The 20,355-nt window shown below is 54.7% G+C and carries 16 protein-coding genes and 2 pseudogenes; 8 read left to right on the top strand and 10 right to left on the bottom strand.

The window, feature by feature from the left end:
- Positions 1–95 precede the first annotated feature (95 nt).
- The 3 genes and pseudogenes from ACOTX4_RS13745 to ACOTX4_RS13755 form a co-directional block, all read left to right on the top strand.
- Positions 96–299, top strand: a pseudogene (locus ACOTX4_RS13745) (hypothetical protein); the annotation flags it as partial.
- A 1,298-nt stretch (positions 300–1,597) separates the two neighbouring features.
- Positions 1,598–2,218, top strand: a complete 621-nt coding sequence (locus ACOTX4_RS13750) for a DUF6088 family protein (RefSeq protein WP_044713052.1) — start codon at positions 1,598–1,600, stop codon at positions 2,216–2,218.
- Entirely contained in the window at positions 2,218–3,291 is a 1,074-nt protein-coding gene (locus ACOTX4_RS13755) for a nucleotidyl transferase AbiEii/AbiGii toxin family protein (RefSeq protein WP_058656290.1), read from the top strand. Before ACOTX4_RS13750 ends, ACOTX4_RS13755 begins: the two co-directional genes overlap by 1 nt.
- 140 nt (positions 3,292–3,431) lie before the next feature.
- Here ACOTX4_RS13755 and ACOTX4_RS13760 read toward each other — a convergent pair.
- A pseudogene (locus tag ACOTX4_RS13760) lies at positions 3,432–4,301 on the bottom strand (phosphorothioated DNA-binding restriction endonuclease).
- Positions 4,302–4,602: 301 nt separating this feature from the next.
- Here ACOTX4_RS13760 and ACOTX4_RS13765 point away from each other — a divergent pair.
- Positions 4,603–5,070: a SymE family type I addiction module toxin gene (locus ACOTX4_RS13765; protein ID WP_421635392.1), complete on the top strand. Its 468-nt coding sequence runs from the start codon at positions 4,603–4,605 to the stop codon at positions 5,068–5,070.
- A gap of 56 nt (positions 5,071–5,126) precedes the next feature.
- On the opposite strand, the gene ACOTX4_RS13770 is transcribed toward ACOTX4_RS13765, so the two are convergent.
- Positions 5,127–5,498 (bottom strand): hypothetical protein, encoded by a 372-nt coding sequence (locus ACOTX4_RS13770; RefSeq protein ID WP_045331672.1) that lies wholly within the window; start codon positions 5,496–5,498, stop codon positions 5,127–5,129.
- 574 nt (positions 5,499–6,072) lie between these two features.
- Positions 6,073–7,077: a tryptophan--tRNA ligase gene (trpS, locus tag ACOTX4_RS13775; protein WP_045331674.1), complete on the bottom strand. Its 1,005-nt coding sequence runs from the start codon at positions 7,075–7,077 to the stop codon at positions 6,073–6,075.
- A gap of 199 nt (positions 7,078–7,276) precedes the next feature.
- On the opposite strand from trpS, the gene fosA reads away from it, so the two are divergent.
- Positions 7,277–7,702 (top strand): FosA/FosA2 family fosfomycin resistance glutathione transferase, encoded by a 426-nt coding sequence (gene fosA / locus ACOTX4_RS13780; RefSeq protein ID WP_045330267.1) that lies wholly within the window; start codon positions 7,277–7,279, stop codon positions 7,700–7,702.
- Here fosA and ACOTX4_RS13785 read toward each other — a convergent pair.
- Positions 7,688–8,695 (bottom strand): LacI family DNA-binding transcriptional regulator, encoded by a 1,008-nt coding sequence (locus tag ACOTX4_RS13785; protein ID WP_045331677.1) that lies wholly within the window; start codon positions 8,693–8,695, stop codon positions 7,688–7,690. The two genes, fosA and ACOTX4_RS13785, sit on opposite strands and share 15 nt — an antisense overlap.
- Before the next feature lie 185 nt (positions 8,696–8,880).
- Here ACOTX4_RS13785 and ACOTX4_RS13790 point away from each other — a divergent pair, with 185 nt between their 5' ends.
- Both ACOTX4_RS13790 and ACOTX4_RS13795 read left to right on the top strand, forming a co-directional pair.
- Positions 8,881–9,969, top strand: a complete 1,089-nt coding sequence (locus ACOTX4_RS13790) for a cellulase family glycosylhydrolase (RefSeq protein ID WP_045331680.1) — start codon at positions 8,881–8,883, stop codon at positions 9,967–9,969.
- Positions 9,970–10,014: 45 nt separating this feature from the next.
- Positions 10,015–11,409, top strand: coding sequence for an MFS transporter (locus tag ACOTX4_RS13795; protein WP_045331683.1), 1,395 nt, complete (start codon positions 10,015–10,017; stop codon positions 11,407–11,409).
- 40 nt (positions 11,410–11,449) lie between these two features.
- Here ACOTX4_RS13795 and mcrC read toward each other — a convergent pair whose 3' ends face one another.
- From mcrC to ACOTX4_RS13825, 6 genes are all read right to left on the bottom strand, one after another.
- Positions 11,450–12,583: a 5-methylcytosine-specific restriction endonuclease system specificity protein McrC gene (gene mcrC / locus ACOTX4_RS13800; RefSeq protein WP_045331685.1), complete on the bottom strand. Its 1,134-nt coding sequence runs from the start codon at positions 12,581–12,583 to the stop codon at positions 11,450–11,452.
- On the bottom strand, positions 12,580–14,532 hold the full coding sequence (locus ACOTX4_RS13805; protein WP_045331688.1) for an AAA family ATPase: 1,953 nt from the start codon (positions 14,530–14,532) through the stop codon (positions 12,580–12,582). Before ACOTX4_RS13805 ends, mcrC begins: the two co-directional genes overlap by 4 nt.
- A 131-nt stretch (positions 14,533–14,663) precedes the next feature.
- Positions 14,664–15,485, bottom strand: coding sequence for an alpha/beta fold hydrolase (locus ACOTX4_RS13810; protein WP_045331689.1), 822 nt, complete (start codon positions 15,483–15,485; stop codon positions 14,664–14,666).
- A 30-nt stretch (positions 15,486–15,515) separates the two neighbouring features.
- On the bottom strand, positions 15,516–17,135 hold the full coding sequence (locus ACOTX4_RS13815; RefSeq protein ID WP_045331692.1) for an MFS transporter: 1,620 nt from the start codon (positions 17,133–17,135) through the stop codon (positions 15,516–15,518).
- Positions 17,132–17,539: a DoxX family protein gene (locus ACOTX4_RS13820; RefSeq protein WP_022646920.1), complete on the bottom strand. Its 408-nt coding sequence runs from the start codon at positions 17,537–17,539 to the stop codon at positions 17,132–17,134. Before ACOTX4_RS13820 ends, ACOTX4_RS13815 begins: the two co-directional genes overlap by 4 nt.
- Positions 17,539–19,410: an amidohydrolase gene (locus ACOTX4_RS13825; protein ID WP_045331696.1), complete on the bottom strand. Its 1,872-nt coding sequence runs from the start codon at positions 19,408–19,410 to the stop codon at positions 17,539–17,541. Before ACOTX4_RS13825 ends, ACOTX4_RS13820 begins: the two co-directional genes overlap by 1 nt.
- 220 nt (positions 19,411–19,630) lie before the next feature.
- Here ACOTX4_RS13825 and ACOTX4_RS13830 point away from each other — a divergent pair, with 220 nt between their 5' ends.
- Complete coding sequence (locus ACOTX4_RS13830) at positions 19,631–20,317, top strand: hydrolase (RefSeq protein ID WP_045331699.1); 687 nt, start codon at positions 19,631–19,633, stop codon at positions 20,315–20,317.
- The last annotated feature ends 38 nt before the right edge of the window (positions 20,318–20,355 follow it).

Raw genomic sequence — 20,355 nt, forward strand, 5'->3', positions numbered from 1 at the left:
AGCTGAACAGGAGGGACAGCTGATAGAAACAGAAGCCACTGGAGCACCTCAAAAACACCATCATACACTAAATCAGTAAGTTGGCAGCATCACCGAGCATTCGTAATCACCCTGATTTTGAGACTAAGTATAAAAATAATCCTGATCCACATAACAGAAACTTGGCTTTTGAAAAGATGCTCAAAGAGATTATGTTGCAACGACGTAAGGATGAGCTGGAACTTTATAAGCTGTTCGCAGGAGACTCAGCATTCAAAGCATCCTGGACGCAAAGCATGCAACGAATGATCGGAGAGTAAATAGTAGTGCTATTTTGCTGGAAACAATATCGGATTTGTTTGTAGTGAATTACTCAAGCTGGCCTCGAGTCTGTAGTTTTAATTGTGTAACTGCCCGTTGATGTGTTCATTCCAACAACAAAGACAGGCAATTTATGGACGAAAAAAACTCAGAGTCCTTGCGGTTAAACTGGTTAGAGGTCGCCGATCTCAACCAGTTTTGCCTGATGTTGACGAGTTAACTATATCAGCTCAAACTGTACAGATATTTTTATAAATAATCAGTGGCTGTCAGGTTTGATCTAATTTTGTTATTTATAAAATCTGTGATCTTCTTCCAAGTAATGACATAAAGTGCCAATTCTGGGGCATCCCCCCCAAACAAAACCTCACAACCCATTACTTTTCAATAGATTAAACGAAAAGGCGAGTCCGGCATAGAAAAAATGGTGTAAAACCCTGCTGAACAGAACGATATGGCTGGAGTTAAAATCACGATTTTCCTGGCGGAGGGTTATGCTTATATTATGTATGTTCTCTTTTTTATAGAAGTTATTAATAAAAAAATGGAGGAGAATAGAGACTTAATCTTTTACTTGAATTACTAAATATATCATGAACAATTGTATAAAATAAGTCCCGACGAAGACTAGGTAAAATGAAAGAATGATTGAATGTCTTTTGAGGTAATTCCTGATGCTGATTAAGAATGTAGAAATAAGAACGCCATAACGGCGTCCTTTAAAAATTAACAGGATTTATATTTTTGGTTTTATTAATGATTGTATCAATGGTATAATTAGCCATCCTGTTAGTTGTTTCAGGTAATCAACAACTGTACCATCCGATAATAAATAATGGAGAACAAATAAAATGAGTATTAAAAATATATTTTTGCAAGTTAAAAGTTTATTCAAATTTAAAGCTTTTATTCTGCCACGCATTGCGATTAGCGAACGCTTACGCGTCTCGGTGCTTTGCACTCGCAGTATCGCAATGCGTGGCAGAGCTTAGCATAATTTTTCAAATAAGTCAACATGTTAGTAATAATATCCTAATAAATTCTTGCTTCTTTATCCATAAATATTTTCATATCGCCCTCTAAATAATGTTCTACCTGTGCATTCCTCTTATGGCATTGATTTAAGTTCAAAATTATCTGAACCAATACTGTTTTTGTGAAAAAACTTTTTAACGAAATATGATGGCCTTGATAGACTACCTTTTGCTGACGTAAACACCCTTGAAATCCCCATGGTATAAGGGCTATAATGATTCCACATAGTCTGTCGTATGTCATTTAAGGTTAAGGAGTGCGTATGTCTGTTATAGCACTGGTCCGTCAGCGGATTAATCGCATGAGACGAGGTATACCGTTTTCTATCAGTGGGTTCTACCCGCTGGGAAGTCGCGCATCTGTACAGCAGGCTATGAGTCGTCTGGCAAAAGAAGGCATGATTGTTCGCGTGGATCGAGGATTTTACGCGCGACCGAAACCACTCAAGAATATTCCTTCCATCAAGATCGTAACCAGTGCTGAAAAGGTAGTAGCTGCATGGGCTAAAGAGCGTGGCTATAAAATTACCATTCAGGGGCTGGAAGCTGCTTATCGGCTGGGTATGCAGACGCAAGCTCCGGTTAAGCGTATTTACTGGTCGAATGGTCCAACTAGAGAGTTTAAGGTTGGCAACGAGACTGTGATTGTTCAGCACAAGTCAGAAAGTAAACTGAAGTGGCTGAATCGGCCTGAAGGGGAGTTGTTACGTGGGTTGCTGAGCCTGAGTGGAAAGTATGCCCGTCTGGAAGCAATCAAAAATGCTTTTAGCCGTCTTAATATCTCTTCCCGGGAAACTCGCGCGGCCATTGCTAAGAAATTGGTGAGTGAACCCGCTCTTCAGGGATGGCGTACTCAGCTTGAACTCTTTCGGCAGGCTATCTGATGAGCGGCATCTTTGAATTCTATAAAACTGAAGAAGGCCGGGACCAACTTCAGGAAATATTCACTTATGCTGCACAGAAGCACCCATTGAGTCTGGGGGCGAGTTTTCTGGAAAAGGATCTCTGGGTTACAGAGATCCTACGTCTTTTGTTTGATGAAGGATTTCTTCGTCCATACTCAGTCGCTTTTAAAGGTGGAACCTCATTAAGCAAGTGCTGGAATGTGATTGAGCGCTTTTCTGAAGATATCGATTTATCGATTCACTGGGCGGAACTTGCTGGTCATTCAGAAGAACAGGAACAAGAAGCCTGGAAAGCAAATACCCGTAGTCGAAGCCAGAATCAACGCTTTCGTGACCAACAGCAAGCAAGACTAGAAGAATGGACCGCGGAGTTAGTGGTAAAACTCAATCAGCGTTTCCAGTCTTATGGTATTTCCGGCCTGGAGGCTCGTTTAGAGGCGGAAAGTAGGGGAGAAAAGGTCGATATATTCTTTCCTCGTGTTCACGCTGATGCTGCGGCTTACCAGCGAGATCATATCTTATTGGAGTTCGGTGGTCGCAATCGGGGAAAGCCGACGGATACAATAACGGTAAGCAGTTATTTATCCGAAATAAAAGAGCTGGGTGAGCTGGAGTTGCCATCTGCAACAGTCCAGGCATATAACCCAGGTTATATTCTCTGGGAAAAAATTACCGCACTGCATCAGTTTTGTACCCAGGAAAAAGAGCTAAATGCAGAACGTCTATCCCGCCACTGGTACGATGTTGATTGCCTGTTACAGCATCAGTTTGCCGATCTTTATGATACAAAAGAAGCAATGCATAACGTGATTGAAATGAAGCAGCAGCGCTGGCCCTTTGCTGGTGTTGATTATACGTTGGTTGCAAAAGGTGAGCTATGTCTGGTCCCGGAAGATTCGGGGCGCCTTGCTGCTATCGCTGAAGATCATCGAATTGCTATTGAGGGCGGAATGTTTTTTAAGGAGCCTGACGGGTTTGATAAAATCATTGAACGTCTTCAGCAGGTTCAGGATGAATTTAATTGTGCGATGAAAAAAGATAATGGAATCTGATACGCTTAATTGCTAATTCTGTGATCTTCTTCCAAGTAATGAAATACAGTGCCCATTCTGGGGGCAAATCCTCAAAATAAATCCTCACAACCCATTAATTTTCAATAAATTAAAAGAAAAGGCGAGTCCGGCCTTCGCACTCATCCTCTAAACACCTCCCTACGATGCCACTCCACATATCCCTCCTTTGGATAGTTCCCTTTCACCACCGGCAGCGCAATTTGCTTTTCTGCAAAATCCCAGAACAACCGCCCAACAATCCCATTCCCATTCACCGCCTCAGACACGAGCACCCGCATACTCTCATCCAGTCAAATTGATCCCTTATCAAACGCCTTATGATGAATTGCACACAACGTCAGTCCGTTCGGGATCTCACATGGTCCGCCAAACTGCTTCCACATGATATGCGCGGCTTCAAGTCCAACAGAGGCGTTATCATGTCGCATGTTAAACCCGCAGATTGCACACTCATAGTTATAAGCTCGCAGCACCTGCTGGCGGAACAGCGGATCGCGAACCTTACGGATCTGCTGGATATCAAAACCCATCTCATCCGCGAGCTCTTCCTGAATGCTTTCAGGAAAGTGCGCTTCAAGGATCTGCTGCGCCAGCGAGCCGATCAGGTTTTTGTTCTTACCCAGTAGCGCAAAGTGTTCTTCATCAAACCCGCCTGCGACGTTATGTTCCACAAGTTCTTTAACGGGCGGTTGCTTACTGCCATTGGTCGAACAGAACTCAGTATTCTTCAGATCCCAAAATCTATCCCCTTTGAGCCGCCAGAAAGGCATATTCGGGTAATGAGCCTTTATCTGTGGACCTAAGCGTTCTACCAGACTAAGCAGCTTTTCGTGGAGCTCGGTTCCGTAATCAAACAGTCACGTATGCCCCTGCTGATAGTTCGCCAGAACATACAGAAGCAAAAAGGGCTTATGCGGCGCTCGCTATTCGCCTTTGCGCCAGATGGTGATGTCGGCAATTGCCTGTTCGAGAGTTTTGCTGGAAGCCATCGCGTTACGGAAGAAGGTAAATAATTGCGATGATGCTCGCAAAACCCGGACCAATCAACCCACAATCAACAAAAACATGACCTTACCGCACATAACACTATTTCCTGAATCCCCCTCGCAAATTCCAAATTTCCCCCAACCCAAACCGCTGTATCTATATTCAGCACGTTATAATGAGCACCAGAAATTACGCCGTACGGCAAAGGAAGTATCAAGGAATATTTAAAGAGAGAACTCGCGATATGAAGGTGCTGCAACACCCCCATACCGCTAACCACAAACAACTATGAAGGAGTTGAAAATGGCTGCGACGAATTTTAAGCCAGAGTTTACTATTTGCAAAACAGAATCAGACGCTTTCACCGGCATGATTGAAAACCGCGAGCTGGTACGCAAAAACAGCGCCCGCCGTCTGCACGGCAACCAGCCCAACGCGGCGCCCGTCCATCCCCGCGCGGAAACGCCGCAGGACAGTGCCGCCTGCTGCGAACTGTATGCGCGCATAGATATGAAATACCTTCTTCTGGGCGGCGAGTGGTTAACCCGTGCGGGCTTTATCGACGGCATGCCCGTAAAAATCCGCGCCATGAAAGACTGCATTGTGATTACGCCGCAGCATACAAGAGAATTATGGGGATGCCTGGAAGGTATGAGCGTGGTGAATATCAATAAGCAGAAAGTCGCGCAGTGGCTGAAGACCTTTCCGGGGGCGTTGAATGATACAGGTGATGTTCCGGTGATTAAGCGTGGGAGTGGGAAGGCTGTTTAAACTCAAACTAACGAGTGCGGGCATGTGAGCACATGCCGCACTACGCAAAATGTCACTCAATCATGATGTATTTGTTCTCTAACAGCCTTAACCAGTACAGCATGGAGTTCGCCAACGGTTAAATCGCGTATCACAGGTTCGGGAATGCCTCGTAACCTGCGAATCAAGCGGCATAAACCAAAGTAATCTATGCCCTCGGTGCTAAAAAGAAACTCGTTTTCAGCGAGGGAAAAAATTTTCTCATAACCATCTTCTTCAGTGACGAGCGTAACGCCAAACGCTTCCTCGCAGTCTTCAATCAGGGCATCGCCATCCATGCCGCATATATCGAGGTCGGCTTCGATTAGGGTGTTCTCATCAATGCGCTTGCGATGATGTCCCGAGGACTGACGTACAACCTCAATGACCTGCGAAAGAGTGGGGTACATTATGTTGGATTCCGTGGGTGAAGAAATGACGTAGACATTGATTAATAGACCGAATTAGCGTCTGGGACTTATTATTGAAGGTACAAAGAAAATCAAAACAATCCACGCAAACATCCCAATGATTTTTAACGGCCAGGGTTCGAATACATCAAAGCACACAATTGCTCCTATAACTAATAGTGGTCCTCCCAATAATTGCAGTATTCCTTCTAAGATAGATAACTTATGAGGCAATACACGATTCAGTAAAACGGCCATGAAATGTGCGCATCCTAAAGTGATGATTATAGCTATAGTGCATTCTTTCCAGTTATCAGTGACGCCCACGCATATGAGGCATAACACAATTACAAAAACACAAAGTAACGTATTCAGCATGGAAATAATAAACTTACTCATAGCAGTTGCCGTGGCGTTTAAAATATTAAGAGTCTATAAATATAGCGCTCTTAACAGAATAACAAACGACAATGGCTAATAATGCATTTCAGATTTTATTGCGCCTTGTTAATTTACGTAATAATCGAGTTAGCGGCTTCATGCCCATCCCACGCACTCCACCGCTAAACCTAACTTAACTAAATACCGGCACCCCCAGCCCAACCTTCACCTCCCTCAACGTCGCCTGCGTCACCCCCTGCGCCCGTTCCGTCCCGCGCTTCAGCATCGCCATCAGCTCTCCCTTGTCCTGCATATACATCGCCCTCCGCTCCCGCATCGGCGCAATCAGCTCCTGCAAACACCCCTCCAGCTCGTTCTTGCACGCCCGGTCACCCAGCCCGCCCGCCTGATAGTGCGCCTTCATCGCCGCCACTTTCTCCTTGTCCGGGTGAAACGCGTCGAGATAGGTAAACACCACGTTCCCCTCAATTTGCCCCGGGTCGCTCACCTTCAGGTGGTTCGGGTCGGTGTACATGGCGCTGACCGCGCGGTGAATGGTCTCTTCGCTGGCCGAAAGGTGCAGCGTGTTGCCCAGCGATTTCGACATCTTGGCGCTGCCGTCGATGCCGGGCAGGCGGCTGGTGTCGCTCAGCATCGCCTTGCAGTGGCGCAGCACCGGGGCGGGCAGCAGGCTGTTCATCTTGTGGACGATCTCGTTGGTCTGCTCAATCATCGGCAGCTGGTCGTCGCCGACGGGCACGCACTCGGCCTTGAACGCGGTGATGTCCGCCGCCTGACTGATGGGGTAGGCCATAAACCCGACCGGCAGCGAGCGGGCGAAGCCTTTCTGCGCAATCTCGTTCTTCACCGTCGGGTTACGCTCCACGCGGGCGACGGTGACGATGTTCATATACAGCATCGTCAGCTCGGCGAGGGCGGGCAGGGCGGACTGCAGGCAGATCGTGGTCAGATTCGGGTCGATGCCGGCGGCGAGGTAGTCGGCCAGCACTTCGGGGATGTTGTCGCGAATTTTCTGCGGGTTGCTGCCGTTGTCGGTCAGACCCTGCAGGTCGGCAATCAGCACAAACTGGCTGTGCGTCTGCTGGAGCGCCACGCGCTGGCGCAGCGATCCGACGAAGTGGCCAAGGTGCAGCGGGCCGGTTGGGCGGTCGCCGGTGAGGATAGTTGGTGCGTTCATAAAGACTCCTTAACGTTGTAATGCCGAAAGGGGTCTTAGATGTGAGAAAGCCGCCTTTCGGCGGCTATCTGAAAATGGGGAAAACTACTCCGTGCCGCCTTTAAGAAGGCAGCCACCAGCGGTTTACGGTGAGGACGGCGTGGTTTATGTTCATCTCTTTACCGTACCACGTCCGGCGCGAAAAACAAAAGGGCACGTCATGCTGCAATCACTCAACCACCTGACCCTCGCGGTCAGCGACCTGCAAAAAAGCGTCACCTTCTGGCACGAGCTGCTGGGGCTGACGCTGCACGCCCGCTGGAATACCGGGGCCTATCTCACCTGCGGCGATCTGTGGGTCTGCCTGTCGTACGACGAGGCGCGCCGGTACGTGCCGCCGCAGGAGAGCGACTATACCCACTACGCGTTTACCGTGGCGGAAGCGGATTTTGAACCGTTCTCGCAAAGGCTTGAGCAGGCGGGCGTCACCGTCTGGAAGCAGAACAAAAGCGAGGGGGCATCGTTCTATTTTCTCGACCCGGACGGGCACAAGCTGGAGCTGCACGTCGGCAGCCTCGCCGCGCGGCTGGCGGCGTGTCGCGAGAAGCCCTACGCGGGCATGGTGTTTACCTCAGACGAGGCTTGAGGCGCGCACCTTCAGCCTGCCCGCCAGCGTCACGTGCGTGGCGGCATCTTCCTGATTGCACAGGTACTCCACCGCCAGCCGTCCCAGCTCGCTGTAAGGCAACTGGATGCTGGTCAGCGGCGGGGTGAGCTGCTCGGAAATCTTCTGGTCGTCGTAGCCCGCCAGCAGCATGTCCTGCGGGATACGCACGCCATTCACCGCCAGCGCCTGGTAGCAGCCAATCGCCAGCCAGTCGCTGGCGCAGAAGATGGCGTCCGGGCGCTCGGCCAGTTCCAGCAGCGAAGCTGTCGCGGTGAAGGACTCGCTGAACTGCCAGTTGGTCTGGCGCACCAGGCCGTCGTCACACGCGAGTCCGGCCTGCTGTAATGCCGCCTGGTAGCCCGCCAGACGCTGGCGCGAGGCCTCCATCCAGCTCTCGCCGGTGATGTGGGCGATGCGCGTGGCCCCGCAGGCGATGAGGTGTTTAGTCACCTGGAAGGCGTTGGCATAGTCGTCCGGAATAAACGACGGCAGCAGCGGCGAGCCGGGATCGCGCTGGTTGAGCAGCACCAGCGGGATGCGGGTGCAGTCCTGGAAGGCCGTCATGTCCACCAGCGTGGTGACCGGAGACGCGAGAATAATCCCGATGCAGTTGCGCTTCTCCAGCTGGCGGATGATGTTCAGCGCCAGCTCGATGTCGTCGCCGTAGTCGTAGACGGTGAGCAGGGTCTCGTTACGCCACGCGGCTTCCCGCGCCTGGCTGATGGCGTCGATAAACGGGTCGAAGCTCTGCAGCGAGCTGACCAGCAGGGCGATCTCTTCCTGGTTGCGCGGAGCGTGAACGGCGGGGAGGCGGTCGTAGCCGAGCTCGGTGGCAACGCCAATCACCCGCTGGCGGGTGTCGTCGCTGAGCTTGATGTTGCGGGACTGGTTAAGCACCAGCGATACCGTCGCCTGCGACACCCCTGCCGCCCGCGCAATATCGTTCATCGTCACTTTCGTTTTTCGCTTCATCCGTCCTCTCCCTTTCGCGAATTCGCATCATACCCTAACCGCACGCTTCCGCGCCGTCGATCACGTTTCTCAATCATCGAAGCGTGAACTTTGTGAGGGACATCGCTTTTCTAAACGCCGTGATTTGCGCATTTATCCTGCAACTAATATTTATTAGCTAAATATTATCAGTAAGAGGACGCGTAATGAAAGAGCAGTGGAGCAGGGAGCAGGCACAGGCGTGGTATCAGCAGAAGGGCTGGCTGTGCGGGTTTAACTATCTGCCGTCGACGGCGGTGAACTGGACCGATATCTGGCAGGCAGAGACCTTTGATGCCAGCACCATCGAGCGCGAGCTGGGCTGGGCGGCGGACGCGGGCTATAACACCCTGCGCATCAACCTGCCGTTTATCGTCTGGGAGCACGACCGCGACGGGCTGATGGCGCGCATCGACCGCTTTTTGACGATTGCCGACAGTCACGGCTTCAGCACCATGCTGACCCTGATGGACGACTGCGGCTTCTCCGGCGACGAGCCGTACCTCGGCCCGCAAAAGCCGCCGGTGCCGGGCAAGCACAACAGCCAGGCGGCGGCGAGCCCGGGGCGCGACAAGGTTTGCAATCCGGACTGCTGGGCAGACATTGAACGCTATATCCGCGACGTTGTCCGCCAGTTCCGCGACGATAAGCGCGTGCTGCTGTGGGATCTCTATAACGAGCCGGGCAACCGAGGCATTTTCGCGACGGGCACGCAGGAGGTGCAGTACGACGCGAAGCTGGAGACCTGCGCCCACGCGCTGATGAAGCTCGCATTCCAGTGGGTGCGTGAAGAAGATCCGACCCAGCCGCTCACCGTCTGCGCGTGGCGTCTGCCGCCGGAAGAGGAGGGCGAGACGTTCTTTCAGCATCCGCTGGACCAGACCGCGCTGGCGCTCTCGGACGTGGTGAGCTATCACGCCTACACCAATACCGGGCGCATGACGGCGATTATCCAGCAACTTCAGGCGCTGGGCCGCCCAATCTTCTGCACCGAATGGCTGGCGCGTCACGTGGGCGGCACCATCGAAGAGCAGCTCCCGCTGATGTACATGGCAAAGGTCGCGCCGTATCAGTGGGGGCTGGTGCGCGGTAAAACTCAGACCTGGCTGCCGTGGCCGGTGGTGATGAAGGAGTCCACGGACTACTGCCGCCTCTGGTTCCACGACGTGTTCGAGGAGAACGGTATCCCGTTTTCACGCGCTGAAATTGCGCTGATGCAGAAACTGCGCAAAATCGCCCCGGATCCGCAGGGCTAATAATAACGACCCGGCGCGCTGTCGCCGGGCAACCAGGTACGCACTATGGCAACGACAATGAAAATACCGTCTCGCGAGTTATGGTCCTACTTTGGCTATGGTTTAGGTCAGTGTTTTAGCTTTGGTTTAGTGGGTTCGTTTATTAACTATTTTTACACCGACGTGCTGGGGATCTCGGCGCTGGCGGCGAGCACCATCTTCCTGATTGCCCGCGCGTGGGACGCGGTTCACGATCCGCTGTTTGCCAGCATTATGGACACCATTAACAGCCGGTTCGGCAAGTTTCGCCACTTTTTGCTGATCGCGCCGCTGCTGATCACCGGCGTCACGCTGCTGTCGTTCTATAAAATCGAAGCGGACATGACCACCAAAATCCTCTACGCCGGGGTGACGTATATCCTGTGGGGGACGCTGTACGCCATCTCCGATATCCCGTTCTGGTCGATGTCGTCGGTGATGACCAACGACTCCGGCCAGCGCACCCGCGCGGTGACGGCGGCGATGCTCGGGGTGAACGCCGGGATCGCTTGCGCCAACATCTTCTTCCCGAAGCTGGCGGCGTTCTTCGCCCAGTACAGCAACGATAAAGGCTACTTTATGGCGGCGCTGGTGATGATGCTGGTGGGCCTGCCGCTGATGCTCAACGGCTTTATGCAGATCAAAGAGCGCGTGCCGCCGAGCCCGGAAAAGGTGACCATCCGCGACACCTTCCACAACCTGCGCCAGAACAAGCCGCTGTTTATCGTCCTGCTGTCGTTCTTTTTCTGCGTGTTCCACAACGTGGCGGGCGGGCTGTATATCTACTTCTTTATCAATAATCTGGGCGACGGCAGCCTGCAGATGGCGATTGGCGTGATGGGGATTGTGGCGGCGGTGCTGTGCCTGGTCGCCCCGATGCTGACGCGCCGGATGCAGAAGCGGAAGCTGTTTATGATCCTCTGCGGGCTGGACGTGGCGGTGCGCGTGGTGATGTGGTTTGTCGGTTATCAGCAGGTGACGATGCTGTTCATTCTGCTTGGCCTGAGCACGCTGTTCGTGATGATGACCAACATCCTCACCTCGTCGATGATTGCCGACACCATCGAGTACGCGGAGTACCACACTAACAAGCGCTGCGCGGCGATCACTTTCTCCGGGCAGACCTTTACCGGCAAGATGTCGGTGGCGGTGGGCGGCGGGTTAATCGGCGTGTTTCTGACGATGATTGGCTACGTGCCGCAGGCGCAGGCCCAGAGCGATAGCGTGCTGGCGGGGCTGTTCTTCGGCATTTGTTTGTTACCGGCGATAGGCTCGCTGATCCGAATGGGGTTTATGTCGCGCTTTACCTTTACCGAAGAGAAGCATGCGGAGATTTGTCGGCTGCTGGCGGAGCGTCGGCATCATGTAGAAAATAGCCGTGCAGAGAATGAGCGGCTGGAGCGTCCGGCTCCGGCGAACTAAGAGAAATGGGCGCCTGTCATGCAGGCGTCCACTTCAGAACTTAATTCACGTCAGTTATCCCACAGCAATCACGCGCTAATTTCAATAATTGCTGAGTCATTGTGGCGGCATCTGCTGCTAAATCTACGGTGGCAAAGTGGATTTTATGCCCCTGTACCTCAACGAATTCGTAGAGCATTACATCGACGGCTGGATGAAGTAATAATCCAGCTGAACGGAGAGATAATGGATCTGTTCGGTTCTCCTGCGTTCGCAGATAGGTATAAATCTGGTAGATATAACCGCTGCGCAAGCTCTTATCGCGATACCAGCCTTTAGTCAGAATGTTATTAAATTTGGTGTCGATGATGACGCGCTGTGCAGGTTGCTTGTGCTCAAGAATAATGTCCGAGTTCATGGTTGGGAAAATACTTTCGCTCCCTGCACTTTGAGACGTTAATCCCCATTTCAACTCTTTTCCGGCAGCGACTGTCCAGTCTTTTTTGGGAAGATGGAAGTGATAGAAACCCGCCATACTTTTCTCGAACAGCTTGCGCATCCAGTAAGGGTCATCAGACGGCGTTGGCAACAGTTTTTGCCCCGCAGTTTGGGTTGGTAGCCATAATTCAAATGCCAGCTTCGCGGCATCGACCATGGCTTTATCCGCCGCATCGTGGCGGCCAAAGCGTGTGATTGACGGCAGTTCACCTTTACTGGGCATACCCCCCTCAATACCACGACGACGCAAATTGATTGCCATTGCGCGACATTGCGCAGCCAGCGGGCCGTTGCTGAGCAGCGGAACAAGGTGCTCTAACGCAGAGCGAACATAGCGATTTCGTGGTGTGTCCAGCGTCATTTCCTGAAACTGGCAGGCTACCTGTGCCCGCTCAAGCAATTGTCGACTGGTTGTGCGCAGAACATCAATGCGTCCCCTTACCCTGTTAAGCGTGGCGCGGCGAGTTTGGTATCCCATACTTAAATGCCTTAACAGCCGCTGCTCCACTTCGTGAAGCAGGATCCTGGCCACCAGCGCCGGGATCTCCTCCGGGTTGTTTTCAGCGGCAACCATGCTGCGCCCGTGGTGGCGAAACAGACTGGAGGCGTACAGCATCAATAGCCAGATATTCCGCAAAGGAATACGCGATACAGCTGCCCGAGCCTGCGTATCGTCACGTTTAGCAAGATCGGTCATACGCTGAGAAGTTCCTTTCTGGAATCCTGGACTTTCTCCGGCGCATCAAACCAGTATTCGGCAAGTAAAGGGCAGATTTCGGTTTCGACAACCTGCTCGTACCAGGCCATCCCGTCGTCAATTTTCAACCCCGCAGGTGGGGTAACATAGCTATGCCCGATACAAAATTGAGGTCCCAGGGCCGCATCCTTGGACAATTTTTCATTTAACGCGGTTAATTTGGATTCGATAAGGGCTAATGTTTCCAGGCTCACATTAAACCGTTGGTTAACCCATTTTTTCCACGCGTCGTTAAACTCGGGCTTTAGATCAATAAACGCAAAGCGGCGCCGTAATGCCAGGTCTAGCAGAGCAAGCGAGCGGTCAGCGATATTCATCGTCCCGATGATATACAGGTTTTCAGGAATGTAGGTTTTTTCATCCATATCAGATCGATATGAGAGCTCAAGCGCCTCGTTCGGCGTACGTTTATCCGCCTCCATCAGCGTCAGCGTTTCGCCAAAAATTTGCGCAGGATTGCCCCGGTTAATCTCCTCAATAATGACCACGTACTTAGTTGTCGGATCGTTTACTGCTTTGTCGATTGCATGGAGAAAAGGCCCGTCTACCAGTGCTAAACGTCCTTCATTGTTAGGACGCCAGCCTCGAATAAAGTCTTCGTAGGAGAGGGTAGGGTGGAACTGCACCGCGCTGATGCGCTTAGAGGTTTCCTCGCCCATCAGACAATACGCCAGACGGCGCGCAAGCCAGGTTTTACCGGTTCCCGGCGGGCCTTGAAGGATCAGGTTTTTTTTGGCCTGTAACCGCTGAAGGATGAATTGGATTTTTTCCTCTTCTAAAAAGCAGCCCTCATCGATCAAATTGCTTATCGTGTAAGGCTTGTGGGGGATTTCCGCGGGCACGTTCTCTTCAACCGTTTCCTCGGTGATGCTCTGCAATTCACCTTTATCGAAGTTGAGGTATTCATAATTGCCGGGGGTCTGAAACTCCAGTTCATCATCGTCACGTAGTTTTTGCAGATAATATGAAATGGATGATTCAATAGTATTGTTATTGGGATAATCCGCCTTAATCTCATCCAGATAGGCCTCTTTTAACTCCCTCAAAGAGAAAAAGGGGCTGTCTTTTCGTAGGCACAGCACCTTGATCTTATTGAGCAAATACGCTTTCCATGTCAGCCGCTCGACTTCATCATTTGACTGTTGCAAATCGATATTCCATGCCGCCAGAGAGAGTTCAGGGAAGGAGTGAACCGGATAGTTTGGCTGGGTAAAAGCCTTTTTGAGCGCCAGGGCTACGGTCTGATAGTTGTGTCCGCTACAGCGCCCTTTGGCACCTTTTTTAATGATTTTAATGTTCAGGACTTTCTGGATGTAGTACTGAGACTGGCTATCCAGCGTAGGGTAGAACCAGGGGCGTAGCCAGTACAATCCCATTGTCAGGTTCCAGCCCACATTGCGCACGTTAGATGCGGCGTCATAAGAAAAGAGGAAGTCAGCGGGATCGGCGTTTGGGGTGTCGGCGAAGGAGATTGCCTGAGAAAACATTTCCCACAGCGTATCGATGTCTTCAGGCTTACGTGATTTCTCATAGCCAAAGAACCATGATTTCTGATTGTTCAGTAGCGGAATACCGTCGAACGATTCAGGAACCTTTTCGCGTACGCCTATCAGTTTTGCCAGGCTGGCTGCGATATTTCTTCGGTTGGTAACGGTAAGCGAGCGATTAAACAAGCCCATAGTGGTGAAAGGACAAATGTCTTTCAAAGGATGGGGGACGCCATTAGCGGGCTTGTCCTGTAGGTGTGACATACTACCAATCTCAGCAGCAATGCGGTGAATACCCGCCACCAACTCCTCTCTTCGATTTCGCCAGGTCAGTAGCTGAGAGGCAAAAGCCTGATAAAAGTCTGCCCATTCGAATCTGACGTCTTGCTCAACTGCGTCCATATGCTCTCCAGTAAAATTACAGGCTTCAGTAACCTGGCGAATGAATTTTACGGGATTGTAAGCCTGAGTGAATAACTACCTAAAACAGTGATCTATAAGGGCATGCCGGATCAACATGCCCCTGGACGACATTACAGCGCCTTCACAAACGCCAGCAGATCTTCGTTGAGCAGATCCTGGTGGGTCAGCGCGAAGCCGTGCGGCGCGTTGTCGTACACCTTCAGCGTGGCGTTTTTGATCATCTCTGCCGCCAGCTTGCCGGTCGTTTCAAACGGCACGATCTGGTCGTTGCTGCCGTGGATCACCAGCGTCGGCACGTCGATTTTCGCCATATCCGGGCGGAAGTCGGTTTCGCCGAACGCGGTCACGCAGTCGATGGTGCCCTTCAGGGACGCCAACAGGGCGATGTTCAGCGTCTGGGTCAGGGCACCGGCGGAAACGGTCTGCCCGGCATTGATACCGTAGAACGGGGTGGCGAAGTCGCTGATGAACTGGGCGCGATCTTTACGCAGCCCGTCGCGAATGCCGTCGAACACGCTCTGATCCACCCCTTCCGGGTAGCTATCGGATTTGCCGAAAATGGGCGTGACCGCGCCCAGCAGGGCAAGACCGGCAACGCGTTCGCTGCCGTAGTTGTTGATGTAGCGCGTCACGTCGCCGCCGCCCATGGAGAAGCCCACCAGCGTCACGTCGCGCAGATCCAGCGTGGTGATCAGGTCGTTAATGTCGGACGCAAAGGTATCGTAGTCGTAGCCGTTCCACGGCTGATCCGAGCGGCCAAAGCCGCGACGGTCAAAGGCGATGGCGCGAAAGCCGCGCTCGGCCAGGTAGTTCAGCTGGCTGTCCCACATGTCGCCGTCCAGCGGCCAGCCGTGGCTGAAGAGAACCGGTTTGCCCGCGCCGCAGTCTTTGTAGTAAATCTGCGTGCCGTCTTTTGCCTTAAACGTTGCCATAGTGTGTTCCTGTGCAGGTGATGGTTGTGGTTATACCGGCGCGACCAGGTAGCGAATAGCCGGTGATGTTGTGCCCTGATGAAAAGCCAGAACGCGGCTCTGCAGCAGGAGGTCATTCATGGTGTGGCGTTCCTGCTGGCGCAGATGCTCAATCCACGAGCCCATCAGGAAGGTCTCGATAAACAGGCCGGGGCGCTCGATATCCTCGTACACCGCCCAGCTCATCGCCCCGGCGCGGCGTCGCACCCGGCGCAGCTCGTGCACCGCCTGCAAAAACGCTTTCGCGTTGTGCGGGTCAATGATGTACTCGTGCGAGACCAGCACCGGGCCGCGCTCGTTCGGCAGGTCGATCTCCTCGCCGTCCAGCGGCTGGCCGCTCAGGTCGAGGTTTAAATCAGGATCTTTCTCCAGCTTCCAGCGGAACACGGTGGCGCTTGCCAGCACCATCCCCAGCGTGGCGACCACCAGCGAGGTCGGGGTGCCGAACTGAGAGGCAATCTGCCCCCAGATGGCGCTGCCTGCGGTCATCGAGCCGAAGAACACCGTCAGGTAGACCGCCAGTGCGCGGGCCTTAACCCAGCGGGCGGCGCTGCGCTGCGCGCCGAGGTTCAGCGTCGAGAGCACCGCAATCCACGCGAAGCCGGTGAAGAACTCAAACAGGTTGAGCAGCCAGACGTGGCGCACGAACGCCAGCGCCAGCATGGTGAGGGCAAACGTCAGGCTGGCGGCCACCATCAGCCGGTCGGCGTTCAGCCGCTGGCGCAGGCGAGGCAGCAGAATGGCCCCGGCAATCGCCCCCAGGCCAATGCAGGCCAGCATTACGCCGTAGCCCGCCGGGCCTAAGCCCAGCTCGCGGCGCGCCACCAGCGGCAGCAGGGCCCAACCCGCGCTGCCGAAAACGAAGAAGGCCACGGTACGCACCAGCACGTTGCGCAGCACCGGCGCGGCGTGCACGTAGCGAATGCCGGAGCGCACCGCCGAGAAGAAGTGCTCTGGTGGCAAACGCTGCACGGATGGCGCCGGACGCCAGCGCCACAGCACCCACGCTACGCCGACCACGGAGAGCGCGTTCAGGGCAAACACCATCCACGGTCCGGCAAGCGACAGCAGAAAACCGCCCAGCGCAGGGCCAATTGCCCGGCTGATGTTCACCCCGAGCGAGTTAAGCGCCACGGCGGAACCCAGCTCGGGCTTGCTCACCAGATCGGGCACAATCGCCTGGAACGGCGGCGAGCTCATCGCCGCGCCCACGCTCAGCAGGAACGTCGCCAACAGCAGAACGGTAGGGGTGACGTGTCCGGTGAAGGAGAGCACCGTCAGCCCGGCGGCGGCGATGAACACCCACAGCTGGGAGAAGAGCAGGTATTTACGTCGGTCAACGATGTCCGCCATCACCCCGGACGGCAGGGCGAAGAGGAACATCGGCAGGCTGCTCGCCGCCTGCACCAGCGCGATATCCAGCGGATCGGCGCTGAGCGTCAGCATGCTCCAGTTGATGCCGACGTCGCTCATCCATGAGCCGACGTTAGAGACCACCGTGGCGATCCACAGCATGCGGAACACCGGCTGGCTCAGCGGCTGCCAGGGTGAAACCGTCGGTGCGGGCGTCGTCTCGACGTGTGCGTCGCGAACGTCGTTAACCTGGGTCATGCGAACCTCTCCGCTGCCTTACGCTGCAGCCGCCACTGGCCCGGCCCGGTGAGGGCAAGGGTGGTGAAGATAATCAGCAGCAGCCAGCCAAACTGCCCTTCGGCAATCGACCAGTTCGGGTGGACCGCCAGCATCGCCACCAGCAGCACGGCGATAATCGGCAGGCACGCCAGGCGGGTGTACACGCCCGCAATGATAAACAGCGGGCAGATCACCTCGGCGACAATCGCCGGGATCAGGCTGGCGTAAGGTCCGAAGCCGAACGGATCTTCAATGCGCGTCAGCTCTTCGCTGAAGTGCAGCACCTTCGGCAGGCCGTGGACGTACAGCAGCAGCAGGCTGCCGGTCAGGCGCAGAAAGAACAGCCCCGGATCGATCCGGGGCGAAGCGTCATTTTGTTTCATCAGAATGCAAAGCAGCTGCAACCCAGCGCCCCCCAGAAAGCGTTATCGTCGGATACCGGCATCGCTGACGTGCGGGCGAAGTCATGCTGGTGGCTGTGAACCCCGCACGGGCCGCTACAGTGGTGAGCCACACTGATACCCACGCGTGCGGCCTGCGGCGGCGCGCTGCGGTAGTGGCCCGGCACCTTGACCACCGGGGACCACTCGGGCAGGACCGGAATGGCCGGCGGCGCGAGCGGGCCAAAGGTGCCTGCGGCATAGACGATATCGCCGTTCACCACGGTGAGGACGGACTCGATGCCCTTGATCTCCTCCTCCGGCACGCGGAAGTAATCTTTGCTGAGCACCGCCAGGTCGGCGAGCTGGCCGACCTTGATCTGCCCCTTCTGGTTCTGCTCGCTGGAGAACCACGCGCTGCCCTGGGTCCAGAGCATCAGGGCGGTATCGCGATCCAGGCGGGCGCTGTGGTCGTACATCAGCATCCCGCCGACGGTGCGGCCGGAGACCAGCCAGTAGAGCGCGGTCCACGGGTTGTAGCTCGCCACGCGGGTGGCGTCCGTCCCTAAGCCCACCGGCACGCCGGTCTCGAGCATTTTCGCTACCGGCGGCGTGTGGCGGGTGGCTTCGATGCCGTAGCGCTCGGCAAAGTATTCGCCCTGGAAGGCCATGCGGTGCTGGACGGCAATGCCGCCGCCCAGTTCTTTGATGCGGTCGATGTTGGCCTGGGTAACGGTTTCCGCATGGTCGAAGAACCAGTGCAGGCCGTTGAACGGAATGTCGCGGTTCACCTTCTCGAAGACGTCCAGCATGCGGCTGATGGATTCGTTGTAGGTGGCGTGCAGGCGGAACGGCCAGCGGTGCTCCACCAGATGGCGCACCACGCGCTCCAGCTCGTCCTCCATGCCCGGCGCGAGGTCCGGGCGCGGCTCGAGGAAGTCTTCAAAATCGGCGGCGGAGAAGACCAGCATCTCGCCCGCGCCGTTGTGGCGGAAGAAATCGCTGCCCTGGCCCGGCGTGAGCATGTCGGTCCATTTTTCAAAGTCTTCCAGCTCGTGGCCCGGACGCTGGGTAAACAGGTTGTAGGCGATGCGGATGGTCATCTGCTTTTTCTCGTGCAGCTCGGCGATCACCTCGTAATCTTCCGGGTAGTTCTGGAAGCCGCCGCCCGCGTCGATGGCGCTGGTCAGCCCCAGACGGTTCAGCTCGCGCATGAACTGGCGGGTGGAGTTCACCTGCTGCTCCAGCGGCAGCTTCGGCCCTTTGGCCAGCGTGGCGTAGAGGATCATGGCGTTCGGACGGGCAATCAGCATCCCGGTCGGGTTGCCGTTGGCGTCGCGCTGGATCTCCCCGCCCGGCGGGTTTGGCGTCTCTTTGGTGTAGCCGACCACCTTCAGCGCGGCGCGGTTGAGCAGAGCGCGGTCGTACAGGTGCAGAATGAAGACCGGGGTATCCGGCGCGGCGTCGTTAATCTCGTCCAGCGTCGGCATGCGGCGCTCGGCAAACTGGAACTCGCTCCAGCCGCCCACCACGCGCACCCACTGGGGCGACGGCGTGCGCAGGGCCTGCTCTTTCAGCATCCGCAGGGCGTCGGCGAGCGACGGCACGCCTTCCCAGCGCAGCTCGAGGTTGTAGTTCAGCCCGCCGCGGATCAGGTGCAGGTGCGAGTCGTTCAGGCCGGGGATGGCGGTGTGGCCTTTTAAGTCGACCACCTTAGTGCCGTCGCAGTGGTGTTGCATCACCTCGGCGACGGTACCCACTTCCAGAAATTTTCCGTCGCGCACGGCAACGGCTTCCGCGACGGGGTTCTCGCGATCGACGGTGTGAAACTGGCCGTTAACCAGAATGAGATCGGCTTTACCGAGGGTAACCATAACTGCTCCTGACTGAGAGGGGAATGGTCAGGATTATGGGAACCGGTTTCGGCAAAGATCCAGTTATACAATAGGATAGGTATACCAAAGTATAACTATACCTAAGGTTAACTATACGAAGAGATAATTACACCACAGCGCTGTGGGTCATAGGATGAACGCGATTTTATCGGCGTGCTGTTCGCGGCGATTTTAACCTTTAACCTCACTGGATAATCTTATGACCACTTCTAAGCTCGAAGTCTTAACCCCTGCCAACTGTCAGATCATCTTCATCGACCACCAGCCGCAGATGGCGTTCGGCGTGCAGTCTATTGACCGCCAGGTGCTGAAAAATAACACCGTGGCGCTGGCGAAAGCGGCTAAGGTGTTCAACATCCCAGCCATCATCACCACCGTTGAGACTGAAAGCTTCTCCGGCAATACCTATCCGGAACTGCTGGACGTGTTCCCGGGCCAGGACATTCTGGAGCGTACCTCCATGAACTCCTGGGACGACCAGAAAGTGCGTGACGCGCTGAAGGCCAACGGCAAGAAGAAAGTGGTTGTCGCCGGTCTGTGGACCGAAGTGTGCAACAACAGCTTTGCCCTGTGCGCGATGCTGGAAGGCGACTACGAAATTTATATGGTGGCAGACGCCTCCGGCGGCACCTCCAAAGAAGCCCACGACTTCGCGATGCAGCGCATGATCCAGGCGGGCGTGATCCCGGTGACCTGGCAGCAGGTGATGCTGGAGTGGCAGCGTGACTGGGCGCGCAAAGAGACCTACACCGCGGTGATGGATATCGTGCGCGAGCACTCCGGCGCGTACGGCATGGGCGTGGATTACGCCTACACCATGGTGCACAAAGCGCCGTCTCGCCAGAAGAGCGAGCACCGCACCTTAGCGCCGGTCCCGGCTCGCTAAGTCCCGTCGGCGGGCTGGTCCCTCATCCGGCTCGCCGC

Origin of the sequence: Enterobacter cloacae complex sp. IR5459, from assembly GCF_049238005.1 — a bacterium.
GTDB classification, from domain to species: domain Bacteria; phylum Pseudomonadota; class Gammaproteobacteria; order Enterobacterales; family Enterobacteriaceae; genus Enterobacter; species Enterobacter hormaechei_C.

Bases quoted from the DNA above. Each gene is read 5' to 3' on its own strand.
- ACOTX4_RS13830 (WP_045331699.1), top strand. From the start codon at position 19,631: ATGACCACTTCTAAGCTCGAAGTCTTAACCCCTGCCAACTGTCAGATC.
- ACOTX4_RS13750 (WP_044713052.1), top strand. From the start codon at position 1,598: ATGTCTGTTATAGCACTGGTCCGTCAGCGGATTAATCGCATGAGACGA.
- ACOTX4_RS13815 (WP_045331692.1), bottom strand. From the start codon at position 17,135: ATGACCCAGGTTAACGACGTTCGCGACGCACACGTCGAGACGACGCCC.
- ACOTX4_RS13770 (WP_045331672.1), bottom strand. From the start codon at position 5,498: ATGTACCCCACTCTTTCGCAGGTCATTGAGGTTGTACGTCAGTCCTCG.
- ACOTX4_RS13805 (WP_045331688.1), bottom strand. From the start codon at position 14,532: ATGGACGCAGTTGAGCAAGACGTCAGATTCGAATGGGCAGACTTTTAT.
- ACOTX4_RS13810 (WP_045331689.1), bottom strand. From the start codon at position 15,485: ATGGCAACGTTTAAGGCAAAAGACGGCACGCAGATTTACTACAAAGAC.
- ACOTX4_RS13755 (WP_058656290.1), top strand. From the start codon at position 2,218: ATGAGCGGCATCTTTGAATTCTATAAAACTGAAGAAGGCCGGGACCAA.
- ACOTX4_RS13765 (WP_421635392.1), top strand. From the start codon at position 4,603: ATGGCTGCGACGAATTTTAAGCCAGAGTTTACTATTTGCAAAACAGAA.
- trpS (WP_045331674.1), bottom strand. From the start codon at position 7,077: ATGAACGCACCAACTATCCTCACCGGCGACCGCCCAACCGGCCCGCTG.
- mcrC (WP_045331685.1), bottom strand. From the start codon at position 12,583: ATGACCGATCTTGCTAAACGTGACGATACGCAGGCTCGGGCAGCTGTA.
- ACOTX4_RS13820 (WP_022646920.1), bottom strand. From the start codon at position 17,539: ATGAAACAAAATGACGCTTCGCCCCGGATCGATCCGGGGCTGTTCTTT.
- ACOTX4_RS13790 (WP_045331680.1), top strand. From the start codon at position 8,881: ATGAAAGAGCAGTGGAGCAGGGAGCAGGCACAGGCGTGGTATCAGCAG.
- ACOTX4_RS13795 (WP_045331683.1), top strand. From the start codon at position 10,015: ATGGCAACGACAATGAAAATACCGTCTCGCGAGTTATGGTCCTACTTT.
- ACOTX4_RS13825 (WP_045331696.1), bottom strand. From the start codon at position 19,410: ATGGTTACCCTCGGTAAAGCCGATCTCATTCTGGTTAACGGCCAGTTT.
- ACOTX4_RS13785 (WP_045331677.1), bottom strand. From the start codon at position 8,695: ATGAAGCGAAAAACGAAAGTGACGATGAACGATATTGCGCGGGCGGCA.
- fosA (WP_045330267.1), top strand. From the start codon at position 7,277: ATGCTGCAATCACTCAACCACCTGACCCTCGCGGTCAGCGACCTGCAA.